Annotated in this window: 18 protein-coding genes and 2 tRNA genes; 15 read left to right on the top strand and 5 right to left on the bottom strand. The window is 35.9% G+C overall.

All coding sequences use genetic code 11. From position 1 onward, the window contains the following. Positions 1-2 precede the first annotated feature (2 nt). The gene (locus tag O3746_RS08805; RefSeq protein WP_005699784.1) at positions 3-257 is read right to left on the bottom strand and encodes a hypothetical protein; all 255 of its coding nucleotides are present in this window, start codon (positions 255-257) and stop codon (positions 3-5) included. Between the two features lie 499 nt (positions 258-756). Here O3746_RS08805 and O3746_RS08800 point away from each other — a divergent pair, with 499 nt between their 5' ends. The 14 genes from O3746_RS08800 to O3746_RS08735 all read left to right on the top strand — a co-directional run bounded on the left by O3746_RS08800 (position 757) and on the right by O3746_RS08735 (position 8,832). Continuing rightward, positions 757-975, top strand: a complete 219-nt coding sequence (locus O3746_RS08800) for an AlpA family transcriptional regulator (protein WP_005699827.1) — start codon at positions 757-759, stop codon at positions 973-975. A gap of 1 nt (position 976) precedes the next feature. Continuing rightward, complete coding sequence (locus O3746_RS08795; protein WP_005699803.1) at positions 977-1,663, top strand: hypothetical protein; 687 nt, start codon at positions 977-979, stop codon at positions 1,661-1,663. 10 nt (positions 1,664-1,673) lie between these two features. After that, on the top strand, positions 1,674-2,615 hold the full coding sequence (locus O3746_RS08790) for a P2 family phage major capsid protein (protein WP_371448693.1): 942 nt from the start codon (positions 1,674-1,676) through the stop codon (positions 2,613-2,615). 3 nt (positions 2,616-2,618) lie between these two features. Continuing rightward, on the top strand, positions 2,619-2,861 hold the full coding sequence (locus O3746_RS08785; RefSeq protein ID WP_005699777.1) for a hypothetical protein: 243 nt from the start codon (positions 2,619-2,621) through the stop codon (positions 2,859-2,861). Between the two features lie 105 nt (positions 2,862-2,966). Beyond that, positions 2,967-3,221 (top strand): type II toxin-antitoxin system Phd/YefM family antitoxin, encoded by a 255-nt coding sequence (locus tag O3746_RS08780; RefSeq protein ID WP_005699837.1) that lies wholly within the window; start codon positions 2,967-2,969, stop codon positions 3,219-3,221. Then, positions 3,211-3,501 carry a type II toxin-antitoxin system RelE/ParE family toxin gene (locus O3746_RS08775; protein ID WP_371448690.1) on the top strand — a complete coding sequence of 97 codons (291 nt, stop codon included), beginning with the start codon at positions 3,211-3,213 and terminating at the stop codon, positions 3,499-3,501. Before O3746_RS08780 ends, O3746_RS08775 begins: the two co-directional genes overlap by 11 nt. A gap of 59 nt (positions 3,502-3,560) precedes the next feature. Continuing rightward, entirely contained in the window at positions 3,561-4,448 is an 888-nt protein-coding gene (locus O3746_RS08770; RefSeq protein WP_371448688.1) for a hypothetical protein, read from the top strand. 164 nt (positions 4,449-4,612) lie between these two features. Next, entirely contained in the window at positions 4,613-4,831 is a 219-nt protein-coding gene (locus O3746_RS08765; RefSeq protein ID WP_371448686.1) for a helix-turn-helix transcriptional regulator, read from the top strand. After that, the gene (locus O3746_RS08760; RefSeq protein ID WP_371448684.1) at positions 4,832-5,059 is read left to right on the top strand and encodes a hypothetical protein; all 228 of its coding nucleotides are present in this window, start codon (positions 4,832-4,834) and stop codon (positions 5,057-5,059) included. Positions 5,060-5,169: 110 nt separating this feature from the next. After that, positions 5,170-5,745: a host cell division inhibitor Icd-like protein gene (locus O3746_RS08755; protein ID WP_371448682.1), complete on the top strand. Its 576-nt coding sequence runs from the start codon at positions 5,170-5,172 to the stop codon at positions 5,743-5,745. 153 nt (positions 5,746-5,898) lie between these two features. Beyond that, positions 5,899-6,225, top strand: a complete 327-nt coding sequence (locus O3746_RS08750; protein ID WP_371448680.1) for a hypothetical protein — start codon at positions 5,899-5,901, stop codon at positions 6,223-6,225. A gap of 2 nt (positions 6,226-6,227) precedes the next feature. Continuing rightward, positions 6,228-6,599 carry a helix-turn-helix domain-containing protein gene (locus O3746_RS08745; RefSeq protein ID WP_371448679.1) on the top strand — a complete coding sequence of 124 codons (372 nt, stop codon included), beginning with the start codon at positions 6,228-6,230 and terminating at the stop codon, positions 6,597-6,599. 41 nt (positions 6,600-6,640) lie between these two features. Then, complete coding sequence (locus O3746_RS08740) at positions 6,641-6,940, top strand: hypothetical protein (protein WP_005699781.1); 300 nt, start codon at positions 6,641-6,643, stop codon at positions 6,938-6,940. Continuing rightward, positions 6,940-8,832 carry a DUF5906 domain-containing protein gene (locus O3746_RS08735; RefSeq protein ID WP_371448677.1) on the top strand — a complete coding sequence of 631 codons (1,893 nt, stop codon included), beginning with the start codon at positions 6,940-6,942 and terminating at the stop codon, positions 8,830-8,832. The genes O3746_RS08740 and O3746_RS08735 overlap by 1 nt, the downstream gene beginning before the upstream one ends. A gap of 668 nt (positions 8,833-9,500) precedes the next feature. Here O3746_RS08735 and O3746_RS08730 read toward each other — a convergent pair. The 3 genes from O3746_RS08730 to O3746_RS08720 all read right to left on the bottom strand — a co-directional run bounded on the left by O3746_RS08730 (position 9,501) and on the right by O3746_RS08720 (position 11,151). Then, entirely contained in the window at positions 9,501-10,754 is a 1,254-nt protein-coding gene (locus tag O3746_RS08730) for a YadA-like family protein (RefSeq protein WP_371448675.1), read from the bottom strand. Between the two features lie 191 nt (positions 10,755-10,945). After that, positions 10,946-11,022, bottom strand: a tRNA-Arg gene (locus tag O3746_RS08725). A gap of 52 nt (positions 11,023-11,074) precedes the next feature. Beyond that, positions 11,075-11,151: transfer RNA gene (locus O3746_RS08720), tRNA-Pro, on the bottom strand. 178 nt (positions 11,152-11,329) lie between these two features. Here O3746_RS08720 and folD point away from each other — a divergent pair. Then, complete coding sequence (gene folD / locus O3746_RS08715; RefSeq protein WP_049368810.1) at positions 11,330-12,187, top strand: bifunctional methylenetetrahydrofolate dehydrogenase/methenyltetrahydrofolate cyclohydrolase FolD; 858 nt, start codon at positions 11,330-11,332, stop codon at positions 12,185-12,187. Positions 12,188-12,229: 42 nt separating this feature from the next. Here folD and O3746_RS08710 read toward each other — a convergent pair whose 3' ends face one another. Then, positions 12,230-13,564: an NAD(P)/FAD-dependent oxidoreductase gene (locus O3746_RS08710; protein ID WP_371448672.1), complete on the bottom strand. Its 1,335-nt coding sequence runs from the start codon at positions 13,562-13,564 to the stop codon at positions 12,230-12,232. Positions 13,565-13,615: the final 51 nt, after the last annotated feature.

Below are 13,615 nucleotides of genomic sequence, written 5' to 3'. Positions count from 1 at the left end.
CTTTATTCTTCCTCGCATTCGTCTTCATCTTCGCACTCATCATAATAGACTGGCTCAATGTACTTTTCTTTAGGCTTACCTTTTGCTTTATCTTCTTTTTTCTCGCTGTAGTGATCATAGACTTTATAGGCAATGTAAGCAATTACAGCTTTCTTAATTATGCCATTAGATTTCTTTTTCTGTGCTGCAATAGCTGGATTCACAGAACTTATAGCTATACCCAGCGCAAAGAAATAAGTTAAAGCCTGTTTAATCATTGATGAAGCCTTGCTGTTACTGGTTTTCTATGGGTTTATTATATCAAAATCGCAAGCCTTACAATACCTAAAATCCTATTTTCCCCCTGATTTTTCCGATTGTTTTTGCTTATGAAAAATCGTTCCCCTCGCACGCCTTCACGCTTTTACTTGATACCTCATTTTTAACGCAAGCCTCGGCAAGCTCTCACCCTTGGTTAATACTGGCTTTTCTTGATATTTTAAAAGCGCAATCATTAACGCAAATCAACGCAAACTAACGCAAAATTTGCGTTAAAAATTCTGCTTTTTAGTGATTTTTGACTAATGAAAATAGGACAGTTTAGAAAGCGTTACACAAAGTCCGGTTAAATATGCCACTGTATTTCTCCTAATTATGTGAATCTATTCCTCACAAACCCCGCCGAATGCATATCAAACGCATATTTTCTATTATAAAAATCGTTCCACAGCGTACCGCACGGACACCACAATGACTACATTTTATAGGTAAGAAAAAATGCAAGAAACCCAAACGAAAGAACGTTTTTTACGGATTGATGCCGTAATTGAATTAACAGGGCTTGCGCGTTCTACTATTTACGACAAAACACGATTAAACCAATTTCCACAGCCCGTAGATTTAGGCGGGAATAAGAAAGCATGGCTAGAAAGTGAAGTAAATAAATGGATGCAAGAGCGCATTGAACAACGAAACCAAAAAACAGCAGGAAAATAAAATGAAACTACAAACCCCACAAATTCAAGAAAAAATGACCGCACTTTTAGAGCAGTTCAATAATCAGAAAGAGACGCTAATCATGATTGATCGTGAATTAGCCGCCTTACACACGCAACAAGCTAAAAACAACGCCACGATTGCCGCAGTTAAATCTGAGTATGAACAAGAAGCTGCAGCAATTAAGGCTAAATTTGAGCAAAGCCATGCGTTAGCACTTGATGACTATACTTTAATTCAAAAAGCCAAAGCAGAATTGAAAGCTCGTCTTGATTTCTTCACGGCAACTGGAGAAGAGTTGGAAGAAAAAATCTATCAAAAATCCGAGCAAGTTTTTACAGCTAAAACGCAGTTATTGGCAACGCGAAAACATTTAATTTTTAGTTATGGTGAAGCGTTGGTAAATGAATTTATTAAGCAACATATCGACCAAATTACCTTGTTTAGAAGCTTAATCGTGAATGGTATTGAATATGATCCAATAACAGAAAAAGACGGCAAAGATGTGTTTAATGAAATGCTCATTAAGAAATTATCTGGTTTTGATAATTCATTGCCTGATGAATTTAAATTGCCAACGCTTAATCTACAACAAGATTGGAAACCTAAAACCCCAACTCAAAAACATGTTGATAGCTTTAAACCTCAAGCAGATAAAGGGTTTAAACGTTTATTAAATAATTTCTAGGAGAATAAATATGGAACGCATTACAAGTCAAAAATTCGCAGAATATAAAAATAAGCTAGGCGGTAACAAAACTGGTGAAAGTGAATATATGCACGATTTTGCCAAGATTGAAGCTATTCTCAATGAGGGAATTCAAAATAATGCATTTTTACGCATGATTGACGTTAAATTCACCCCGCTTACCTTGAATCAGGCGCATGAATTATCCTTACCGGTGGTTAGTCGAACCAATACAGATAATTCTTCTCGAATGCCTAAAAATTATGTTCAAGCTGGCGTAGATTTTAATTGTCGACAAGTCAATTTTGATACCAAAGTCTCTTATCGAGATTTAGATAAGTTTTCGGATGTAGATTTTGAAAAATCAATTAATGACAGCATGATCAGCGAATTCATGCAAAATATCATTATGATTGGTTTTAATGGGGAACGTTGGGCAGATGATAGCGATCCTATTCAAAACCCATTAGGACAAGATGTGGCGAAGGGCTGGATAGCTCAACTTAAAGAAAAAGGGCAGATGATCAATGCTGCAACAGAACAAGGCGCCAGTATGAATCAATTAATTGCTAAAGCGCTCGATAAATTGCCGGTTAAGCTTCGACATAGTGGCGAATTAATCGCTATTTGTGGGGATAATTTGCTAGGCGGTGACTTTGTTAATGTGGCTTATTCTGACTTGCAAAGCGCCAAAACAAACAACGTGATCATTTCTCAAAAGCTTATCGGCGGATTAAAGGCAATCAATGTAAGCTATTTCCCGAAAAATGCGATTTTAGTGACCGCACTTTCTAATCTAGCCATTTATTTTAAAAAGGATAGTTCACGTCTTTTCTTTCAAGATAAACCGCGTGAAAATGCGCTTGAAGTGTATTTTTCTACAAACCTTGATTTTCTACTAGGAAATCATTTACATGCGGTTTTAATAGATGGTATTCGTACAGAGGCGTAATCTATGACAGAGATAAAACAAGGCTCTTTTACCTTGCTTGAATGTGCTGAAAGAATGTTAGAGGCAAGCCGAACGATGACGATCTTTTGTATTGAAGAAGCAATAAAACAAGGGCATATTTCAGAAAATGATAAAATCGAACTCATGCTAGCCTTTGCGGATTTAATGGAAAAGGAAGCGCAAACATTCAAACAAAGCTTTAAGCGCACTCAAAGCGACCAAAAAAGCGAGATCTTTAACTTTTAATTAATCGCCCCGAAAGGGGCTTTATTTTTATATAAAAACCTTTTAAAAACTTTTTAAAGTGCTATTATCATATCTAATGAAGATAAACCATATGGAGGAGAAAATATGGCAATTCACCAAATTTTGACGCAGCAAGCTGCAAGCATTACCGATTTAAAACGGGATCCGATGGGCATTGCACAAGCAAGTGAAGATGGCGCGGTAGCAATTTTAAATCGTAATCAACCGGCTTTTTATTGCGTAACACCTGCCCTTTTTGCATATTTTCAAGAGTTAGCGGAAGATGCTGAATTAGGCAGAATTGCGCAAGAGCGTAAAGCGGATGGGGATTTTGTTGCGGTAAATATTAATGACCTATAGTTTAAAATTTCATGAAAAGGCACTTAAAGAATGGCAAAAACTGGGTGAGCCAATCAGAAATCAATTAAAAAAGAAATTGATGGAACGGTTGGAGAATCCACATGTTCAAGCGGATAGATTAAGTGGATTTTCGACCGCACTTTATAAAATTAAGTTACGTTCATCAGGCTATCGTTTAGTTTATGAAGTTAATGATAATGAAGTAACGGTTTTTGTATTATCTGTAGGGAAAAGAGATCGTTTACAAGCCTATGAAAACGCAAGAAATAGAACGCATTAAAATAATACAAAAAGCCCCTTGATGGGCTTTCTTTTTACTTTTTATTTAAGGATCAAGAAATGGCAAAGAAACCAACATTACCCCCTAGAAAATGGTATAGCTTGCAACAGGCAGCGGATAAATTGACAAGAGAATTTGGCGAACCTGTAACAATAGATGATCTATTACATTATTCTCAAATAGGCCTTTTAGAATTATCTGTTTATATAGCAACAAGTCAAGAAACAATAAAAATAGGAAAGCATATATTTTCAACCTTTGAAAACATTGACAAAGAGAAAGCATTTTCTAGAAATATATTGGATTTTCATTTAGTAAGCGAATATAAAGAAGATATTTTTATTCAACACCTATTTTCAATCCGAAAGGGAATAGAAACTACTTATCAAAATAAGTTATTAAAAATAAATATTTCAAGCTACGATAAAGAACTTGATAATCTGATTTTTATTGATGGCTTTATGAATCTATTAGATGCAATAGGAAACGGCCCTAAAGCGATAAAAGACACGATAGAAAAAGGAATAAATTTAGCTCGCCTTAACTATCTTGTATCACCCGATTATGGCGATGATTATAGAGTTGTTATTCTAACTAATTTAAACAAAAATACTAAAGAAAACATATTTATTAAGTTAGATGATCTTTATGTTTTAGATAGCGATTTAAAGGCCTTTTTAAATGGTGAAAATAAAGAAAAAGACGTAGAAAAAATAATAGAGAAAAGTAAAGTAGGCAGAAAGCGCGATAACCGTCACAAAGAAATAATAGAAACTTCAAAAGAGTTTTCCGTAAAATATCCAGAAGCTAATAGAGAAAGTATAAAAAATGCCGTGATGAATTTATTAAATATAGATGACTTATCAGACGAACAAATAAGACGTTATTTAAAAGAAGAAAATATAGGAAAGCCGCATGGAAGCTCTATTTCAAATATGACGTTATAACCAAATCATTTATTTAATACACAAAACTAACGCATTTTGTTTATGTGTAAACAAATTTAGTTTTGTGTACCTTTCTTAATCTCATCCTCCTACCATACGCCCCGACAAACAAGACATTTCAAGACACATTATTTGACAATTTCCAAAACTAAACAGGGGCAACTATGGAAAAAAACACCTACGCTGAAGTGCGCTACTACTCAACTGCCACGATTTGCAAAATGTTAGATGTATCTCGTGCGTGGTTATGGGATCAGGTTAATGCTGGCCACTTTCCTAAACCGATTAAATTTGGACGATTAGCGCGTTACAAAGCAGAAGATGTAGAACGTTTTCTCGCAGTTCAAGAGCAAGTAACAGAAATTAATTTAATGGGGGAATAAATGGCAGGTTTAACAATTTATTGTCCTTTTTGCGGGCAATTAAACGCCGATTTTGTCGGGCAGATTAGCAACATTAAAAGGGCGGTTTATGTGGATTGTCCTGAAGCGAACAACTGGGAGAAAACCGAAAAAGAAACCTTACAGGAAAAGGGCATTAAGCCCATGACGAATGAAGAACGATTAGCGCAGCTAAAAGGGCAAGATAAATCGCAAGGCAAGTTATTTTAAACCTTGCGCTGAATTGAGTGCAAAAAAAAGCCCAGTCTTCAACACTGGGCTATCACTAAGCCAACCTAAGATATCGGATAAACAAAGGAATTAATTATCTAAGGAATCATATGAATTATACAATTAAATCAATGCACTACAAAGAAAAGTGCGAAAAAACAAACAAATTTACAATTTTACTATTGACAGATGAAACGAGATTAAACTATATTGAATGTACCTTAGCAAATTGCGGGGTACGGTCGTCGAAAGCCGTTTTATTATCAAAGGCGAACAGCGCGCCAATTCGCGCTTTTTTTGTTCGTTGCGTTTACGCACCTATTCAATATAGCCTATTTTCTGATAGTCTATTCTCAATGGTAGCGCATAACGGGAAAGGTTTTGCCCTTTGCCGTTTTCCTTTGATAGCGGTTTTCGACCCCGTTATGTGTTACCGCCAAATCGTCGAAAGTTTTGCGGTAACCTCTCAAAAATTATCAAAGGACACCGCAGAAATGATCTATAAATTTCTATGCGTTAATCGCACCAAGCCGCACTTTAATTTGTGCATTCAATCTATTCACGCCAACAATGAAGAAAGCGCAAGATTAAGCCTTAATGCTGATTTTCGCTATCTTGCCACCGTTGCAAAAATCAACCCGAAATTTAACCGCACTTTAGCGATGAAAGGGGGAATTTATGCGTAATTTTTTCTTTCTCTTAGCATTCGATCACTTTCACCAAAAATACTATTCAAGCAGGTTTTTCTTTTACGAAGAAGCCGAGAGGGTAGCGCGCCATTTAATGGAAAATGACCCTAACGTATGGGCAGTAAAAATTCAAAAAATGGGAGGTGAAAAATGAGCAGAGAATTAATAACAACGACAGATGGGATCTTAATTTGTCGAGATTCTGAAAAAGATAAAAAGGCTAATCCTTCTATTTTATTGATTAATGATTTAGCCGAACATTTCCTTATTCCTAAGCATGATGAACACAAAAATGTAACAGATGCATTGGCTTTTTATAGTGTTTGCTATTTAGCTTTAATGAAAGAATTAAAGGGCACGGAAGTTTTGAAGTGGATTAATAGAAATTTATGCGATGTGTATTCGCATAATGGCGGGTTGCCACTTGAACAAACACTTGAAAAATATGCAGAAACAAAATCACAAAAAGGAGAATAGAAATGAGTAGAGCGAAATTAGAAGCATTAATTGATGGCGCAATGCAACAAATTAAAACAGCCTTATTGAATGAGTTTGATGAAGTGATGAAGTCCATGAAAAAAGATGAATTAGAAAAGTTAAAACAGAAGGAACAAGATGTGCTTCAACGACAAATTCAAGAGACAAAGATCAGTGCAGCTATTGAACAGTCAAGAATGCCAAGCGGTGATAGATACTTTTCAATTAAAGAGATTGCAGAAACTGGCTTATGTTCAGAACCGACTATTAAACGTTGGATAGCAAGCGGCAAATTAAAATCTTATAAGTTTGGCAGAAGTCGGAAAGTTGCTGAAAGTGATTTGAACGCCTATTTAGCTATTTGCAAACAATAAGATATGACCGAGAAAACCAAGATTAAAACAAAGGATAGAACATGATGCAACAACAAGAACAACCACTAACCGTAGAGAGCCTAAAGCGTATTCTTGCGAACCATGACGAACGCCTAAGCCGTTTGGAGAATGATAAGAAAGCTTATGGATTAGATGAAATCTGGACAGCGAAAGACGTTGCTCAATACGCAAAGATTTCTTATGGCTATTTTATGCAAAAGTTAGCTATAGACCCCGCTTTCCCTGCAAGCGTTGGAACACAAAAGAAAAACGCTCCGAAGAAGTATCGTGCGGAAGATGTAATTGCGTTTTTTAAAAATAGAAATAAGGGGAAAAAATAATGAAACTAAAAAAAGCTCCTAATTTAAAAAATGTTTTAAAAGAGAATGTGCCGCCAGAACAAGAAATTTATATTTTAATTGGCAACCCATGGGAATTTTATCGGCTAAATCCGAAAGATGAGAAAACAAATGGGCAAGGTTTAAATTGGCAATTATTGGCGGATTTACGGGATCATGATAATCCAAACCGATATAATGAAAGTCCTGTTATTCTTGATGATAACGCGCTGGATAATTTATTTAATCTTGCTATTTTGCCTGATGGTCATGAAGTGGCTAGTATTATCGATACAAGCGATTTTTTCAAAGTAAAAAGCAGTGAAAATGGAATAACGATTCGCGAAAATCAACAGGTTTTAACTGATTTATGTAATCACTTAGCTAAAACAAGCAAAGTAAAATTTTTCGCATTAAAAAATAGCACAGGTGAGCTATTAGAGGACTTAAGTGGCTATGTAGAAAGAATTCGCCAGGATGTGGAATTTGCTAATTTAACTATTTCGCCTGAAATGATAGAGCTTGATGCGGAAACCTTAAAAAAACTTTCCGCTGCAGAAGTGGCTGAATATTTCTATAAGTGGCAAAAAAAACCATTAGCTTATCATTCAGAGCAAGGCATTATTTATGGTTACAATGGCATTATTTGGGAAGTAATTGGTGAAAACGAGTTACAGCGCAAAGTAAAAGCCTTTTACGAAGAATACAACACAAAATATAAGAATGTTGATATGCTCAATAATGTAATTAAGTGTTTAAATGTAGACTTGCCTTTATTTAAGCAAACAGATGCGAAGTTACTTGCGTTTAAAAATGGTGTTCTAAATAAGAATACATTGGAATTTATGCCGCACCGTAAAGAATACTATTTGACTGGTTTTAATCCTTGTGACTATTTAGAGACACAGACCCCTACACCAAATTTTGATAAATGGATTAATTTCATTAGCAACGATAGTGAAGAAAGAAAAAAATCGCTTCTGGCTGCACTTTATATGATTTTGAACAACCGATATGACTGGCAATTAACTTTAGAATTAATTGGAGAACCGGGGGGCGGTAAAAGCACTTTTTTACAAGTAGCTAAAATGATTAGCGGTGAAGGAAATTATACTGCTATTGATTTGGAATTATTAAAAGATGAAAAGGCGAGAGATATTATCTTGAATAAAACTTTTTTATTTTCACCAGATCAAGCTAGATTTATAGGTGATTCTTCCATTTTAAAAAGAATTTCTGGAGGTGATGAAATTACATTCAACCCGAAGAATAAAAAATCATTTAGTTCAAAGGTAAATGCCATTATTGCGATTTGTTCAAACACTTTACCTATTTATAAAAATGATGGGGGCGGAATGGAGAGACGCCGCGTACTTTTCCCATTTACACGAGCAGTAGAAGAAAAAGATAAAGACGAACATTTAGTGGAAAAAATTCAAGGTGAATTAGGGGGAATTATCCGCAAGCTTTACGATGAGTTTAGCAATCCTAATGATGCAAAAGAAGCATTAAACCGACAACGAAAAAGTAAAGAGGCATTAGAAATGAAAGTGAAAAATGACCATGTTTTAGAGTTTATTGAAGAGTTAACATTGTTAGAACAGGCCAGTAATAAAGGGCTTATTTTCGGTAGTTCGCGCGGCATGCCAGCAAATGATAGCCCACAAATTTACACAAGGCTTTACTGGGCATACTTACTTTTTTGTGATATTCATGGGAGACCAGAAAAATCACGTCTAAAACCAAATGATTTAAAACAGGAATTAGACATTGCATTTAAAACGGCAGGATACAAAATCCGATTTCAAAATCGAACGTTACAAGGCGGTTATAGTTATACCAACGTACAATTTAAAGATAAAGATAGCACAATGATGAAGTGGGGAAATTCATAAAATCTCAAAAAGCGCATTTTTAACCGGAATGCGCTTTTTTTCTAAGTTTTAAAAATTTTCCTGAAAGTAATTTTTTCTATTCACTTTTTCACTTTTTCACTCAAAAAGACTGTAAGTTATTAATATATAACAATTAATTTTTGTGAATTTTATAGTGAAAAAGTGATAAAGTGATAAAAAGGGTGATTAAGTGATAAAAATAGCCTCATAGAAGAATAATTTCCCTTATTCACCAGTGTTTTTCTAGTTTTAAATCAATACGTTAGCTTTATTTATGGTGAAAAAGTGATAAAGTGATTAAAGAAATGACATTATTTCAAATTGATTTTATTTTTGGCCAGAATCTTACATTGTATAAAACAAAAATAAACGAAAATTAAAGATTGACCGTTAAATCTCTTTTTCCCATAATCGTCCTTTGAACAAGGACAAATAATAGAAAAATTTATTTTTAACTCCCTGTATAACTCCCTAGCAGGCTATACAAAATGCTAAGATTTTAGACTACACAAGGCTTAAGCGGAAAAAGTCGTTGTTCCCTCTCACCGCCATTCAAATTACAATACTTTATAAATATCCGAGCATTTTTAAATCATATATTCTCGATATTTTATGGATATAAAAAAGCACGCATTAAGCGTGCTTTTGTTATTTATACGAGTATTTAGTTAGCGCCAACGTATCCCAACACCTGCACCTGCACCAAAATCACCACGGCTACTTGCAGTACCGCCTACTTTAAATAGCAGTTTGCCATTATCAGAAGCACGAGAATAACCGACTGCTAGCGCACTTTCATTACGGAAAGTTCCTGCACCTACACCAAGCACGCTTTCTCCAGAAGTAATTGCTTGGGGGACTTGTGTTAACGCAATAGCGCTGGAAATGCCTGCACGTAATTTTTTCACGTTGTGTTTCAAATCTGAGCGCAATGATTCAGTAGAACGTGTCATTTCAGAGCGTAAATCAGAAATCTCTTTTGTATTTGTCATCACTTGATTTGATAAGTGATCTAAACGTGAAGCGTTATTAGCAATATTTTGCACGTTATTGTTTACTTTATCAGCAAGTGCTTTGGTGTTTTGAGTATTACTTGATGAATTATGGCTGATTCTATTTTTTAGATCATCGATATCAGTTCTGTTCGTTTGAATATTGTTTGTATTATTTTTTACTTGGTTATCTAGGTTATTTAGATTTTTTTGGGTATCCGTAACGCGCTCTTCTACACCGGTGATACGATTATCTAAGTCCTTACGATTCTCTGTAATTCGTTCATCTAAATCTTTACGATTCTCCGTAATACGATTATCTAAATCTTTGCGATTTTCAGTAATTCTTTCATCCAGTGCTCGGCGATCTTCAGTAATGCGACCATCTAAACGACCCACTTCATCATTGATGCGGTTGTTGAGATTTTTATCTGTTTCATTAATACGATCATTTAGGTTTTTATCCGTTTGGTTTAAACGTTCATCAACGCCAGTAATACGATTATTTAAATCTTTCTGAGCGTTGGTAATGCGATCATCAAGACGACCCACTTCAGTTGTTACACGATTATCAATTTCAGTTTGAGTATTCGTAATTCGTTCATCTAATGCTCGGCGATTTTCTGTGATATCTTTATCTAAACGTCCCACTTCGTCATTAATGCGGTTGTTGAGATTTTTATCTGTTTCATTAATACGATCATTTAAATTTTTGTCCGTTTGATTAAGTCGAACATCGACACCAGTAATGCGATCGTCAAGTTCTTTACGCTCATTTGTAATTCGATTATCAAGAACTGAACGAGTTTCAGTAATACGCTCGTCGAGTCTTCCTACTTGAGTATAAACTTCAGTTTTTGTTGCGGTATCTTCTGCGAAAGCAAGAGATGCACTTCCAAATAAACATACAAATAATAGTGTTTTTTTCATTAGGTTTAATTCCTTTAAATAAAAAATATCCGAAATATCATAAAAGTTTCATTTGGTATGAAACGAAATGAATAATACTTGTATGAAATAATTTGGTAAATATTTTAATGTAAAAATTTACAAATATTTACATTGTAAAACAATGACTTATGACTTTGTAAGATGATTTGATTTTTTGAGAATGTATATAATGGCACGCCCTAAAGGATTCGAACCTTTGACCCACGCCTTAGAAGGGCGTTGCTCTATCCAGCTGAGCTAAGGGCGCATTTTAAGGGTTACATCTTTTGTATGGAATTTCGAGGGAAATATAAAAGAAGTGGTCGGCGAGATAGGATTTGAACCTACGACCCACTGGTCCCAAACCAGTTGCGCTACCAAGCTGCGCTACTCGCCGACGATTGAGCACAATTATAGTGAGCTTTTCTTTTCAGTCAATTAATTTTTTAGATTCCTCTTTCAATTGCTCAAAATTATTCCAGTTTTTCAACCGCACTTTTGTTGTCTTTGTAAAATAAGGCGTTGTCAGTTAAAATAGCAAACGTTTACTTAATGCCATCTTGAGGAAAAAACGCATGACTGCTCAAATTATTTCAGGTACTGAACTCTCAAAAAAAATCAAATCGGATGTTGCCAATAAAATTGAACATTATCGTGCTCAAGGTAAACGTGCACCAGGACTTGCGGTAATTTTAGTGGGTGCAGATCCCGCTTCTCAAGTCTATGTAGGCAGTAAACGAAAAAGTTGTGAGGAAATCGGGATGGTTTCAAAATCTTATGATTTACCTGAAACCACTTCGGAAGCAGAACTACTGCAACTGATAGATCAATTGAATGCGGATGAAACGATTGATGGTATTCTCGTGCAACTTCCATTGCCTGAACAAATTAATAGCACATCAGTGATTGAGCGTATTAGTCCTGAAAAAGATGTGGATGGTTTCCACCCTTATAATGTGGGGCGTTTATGTCAGCGTATTCCAACTTTACGTGCTTGCACCCCTTATGGCGTGATGAAATTATTAGAAACCACGGGCATTGATTTACACGGTAAGCATGCGGTGATCGTTGGTGCATCAAATATTGTGGGACGCCCGATGTCACTTGAACTGTTGTTGGCTGGTGCTACTGTCACGGTGACACACCGTTTTACCAAAGATTTAGAGCATCATATTCGTCAGGCGGATGTTTTAGTCGTGGCTGTGGGCAAGCCTCGTTTTATTCCAGGCGATTGGATTAAAGAAGGGGCAACAGTCATTGATGTGGGGATTAACCGTATCAATGGTAAATTAGTGGGCGATGTGGAATATGATGTGGCGATACAAAAAGCGGCTTATATTACACCAGTACCGGGTGGAGTAGGGCCAATGACGGTTGCCATGCTGATGTTTAATACACTTTATGCTTATGAGCATAACAATCAACTCGTTTAAGAAATGAAAAAAGTGCGGTTAAATTTGACCGCACTTTTTGTATTAATGTAATTTCAATCTTGGTTTTAAATAGTGGTTAAGTTTATCCACTAAAATAATCAAGCCAATTTTAATACATCCATGCAAAGCATGTTGGTGCATACGATATAAAGACACATACGCAAACTGTGCAAATTTACCTTGAACAGTTAATGGATTTTTCCCAAATTTATTTGAAATGCTACCCAATGCGGTAAAGCTTGAAAGAGAAACCAAGGTTCCTTTATCGTTGTATTTGAATGTTTTTAATGGTTTTTGCTCAAAAAGTGCAAAGATATTTTTTGCACAAGCTTTTGCCATTTGGTGTGCAGCCTGTGCTCTTGGCGGAACTAATTTACCGTTTGGTTGCATTAATGCTGCACAGTCACCAATCGCGAAAATACTGTCATCCACCGTAGTTTGAAGGGTATCTTTTACCACTAATTGATTGATGCGGTTAAGCTCTAATCCATCGAATTGCTGTGTCACGGTTGAGGTGCGAACACCCGCCGCCCACACAATCAGATCAGCTTTGATTTCTTCGCCATCTTTGGTGATAAGCGTGTTTGGTTGGGCTTCCGTGATCATCGTATTTAATTTCACATTTGCACCCATTTCTTGCAATTCATCTAATACAGCTGCAGATAAATTTTCAGGTAGAGTAGGTAATAATCGAGGGCCTGCTTCAACTAAGGTGACTTGCAAGCAAGAATTATCAATTTTGCCGTAACCATAAGAAGATAAGTCTTCAGTCGCATGATAAAGCTCTGCGGTTAATTCCACACCGGTTGCACCACCGCCAACAATCGCAATATTGACTTTGCTTTCATCCACTAATTTCTGTTTAAATTCTTCTTCACCAATATCGTCTAATACACGGTTTTCTGAGAATTTAAGGAATAATTCCAACATTCTTTGTTGAAAGCGAAGAGCTTGATCAGAGCTGTCTAAGAAAATACAGTTATCAGCGACGCCTTTTGTATTAAAATCATTCGATTTACTACCGATCGCAATCACTAAGTAATCATAAGGAATACGACGCGCAACCACGAGCATATCGCCTTCTTGCCCATAAACAGGGGCAAGTTCAACGTATTTTTGCTCACGATTAATACGCGTGATTGAACCTTGCTCAAAGCTGAAATGGTGGTTTTTCCCGTGTGCACGATAGCTAAGGGAATCGGTGCCATCATCCATTACACCTGTGGCAATTTCATGTAATAAGGGTTTCCATAAATGGGTCGCATTGCGATCCACAAGCGTCACTTTAGCCTGTTTTTTGCGACCTAATTTGTCGCCTAAAAATGTCGCTAATTCAATGCCGCCAGCACCACCGCCAACGATCACGACGTTTTTCATAAAGCTCTCCTAAAAGAAAAATTGTTAAAAATGTTAAACTAATGTAATGAT

Origin of the sequence: Haemophilus sp. 27098_8_127, assembly GCF_041433495.1 — a bacterium.
Lineage (GTDB): Bacteria > Pseudomonadota > Gammaproteobacteria > Enterobacterales > Pasteurellaceae > Haemophilus_D.
This window is presented reverse-complemented; position numbering and strand designations above follow the sequence as displayed.

Bases quoted from the DNA above. Each gene is read 5' to 3' on its own strand.
- O3746_RS08795 (WP_005699803.1), top strand. From the start codon at position 977: ATGAAACTACAAACCCCACAAATTCAAGAAAAAATGACCGCACTTTTA.
- O3746_RS08805 (WP_005699784.1), bottom strand. From the start codon at position 257: ATGATTAAACAGGCTTTAACTTATTTCTTTGCGCTGGGTATAGCTATA.
- O3746_RS08785 (WP_005699777.1), top strand. From the start codon at position 2,619: ATGACAGAGATAAAACAAGGCTCTTTTACCTTGCTTGAATGTGCTGAA.
- folD (WP_049368810.1), top strand. From the start codon at position 11,330: ATGACTGCTCAAATTATTTCAGGTACTGAACTCTCAAAAAAAATCAAA.
- O3746_RS08710 (WP_371448672.1), bottom strand. From the start codon at position 13,564: ATGAAAAACGTCGTGATCGTTGGCGGTGGTGCTGGCGGCATTGAATTA.
- O3746_RS08730 (WP_371448675.1), bottom strand. From the start codon at position 10,754: ATGAAAAAAACACTATTATTTGTATGTTTATTTGGAAGTGCATCTCTT.
- O3746_RS08800 (WP_005699827.1), top strand. From the start codon at position 757: ATGCAAGAAACCCAAACGAAAGAACGTTTTTTACGGATTGATGCCGTA.
- O3746_RS08775 (WP_371448690.1), top strand. From the start codon at position 3,211: ATGACCTATAGTTTAAAATTTCATGAAAAGGCACTTAAAGAATGGCAA.
- O3746_RS08780 (WP_005699837.1), top strand. From the start codon at position 2,967: ATGGCAATTCACCAAATTTTGACGCAGCAAGCTGCAAGCATTACCGAT.
- O3746_RS08770 (WP_371448688.1), top strand. From the start codon at position 3,561: ATGGCAAAGAAACCAACATTACCCCCTAGAAAATGGTATAGCTTGCAA.
- O3746_RS08765 (WP_371448686.1), top strand. From the start codon at position 4,613: ATGGAAAAAAACACCTACGCTGAAGTGCGCTACTACTCAACTGCCACG.
- O3746_RS08745 (WP_371448679.1), top strand. From the start codon at position 6,228: ATGAGTAGAGCGAAATTAGAAGCATTAATTGATGGCGCAATGCAACAA.
- O3746_RS08790 (WP_371448693.1), top strand. From the start codon at position 1,674: ATGGAACGCATTACAAGTCAAAAATTCGCAGAATATAAAAATAAGCTA.
- O3746_RS08755 (WP_371448682.1), top strand. From the start codon at position 5,170: ATGAATTATACAATTAAATCAATGCACTACAAAGAAAAGTGCGAAAAA.
- O3746_RS08760 (WP_371448684.1), top strand. From the start codon at position 4,832: ATGGCAGGTTTAACAATTTATTGTCCTTTTTGCGGGCAATTAAACGCC.
- O3746_RS08740 (WP_005699781.1), top strand. From the start codon at position 6,641: ATGATGCAACAACAAGAACAACCACTAACCGTAGAGAGCCTAAAGCGT.
- O3746_RS08735 (WP_371448677.1), top strand. From the start codon at position 6,940: ATGAAACTAAAAAAAGCTCCTAATTTAAAAAATGTTTTAAAAGAGAAT.
- O3746_RS08750 (WP_371448680.1), top strand. From the start codon at position 5,899: ATGAGCAGAGAATTAATAACAACGACAGATGGGATCTTAATTTGTCGA.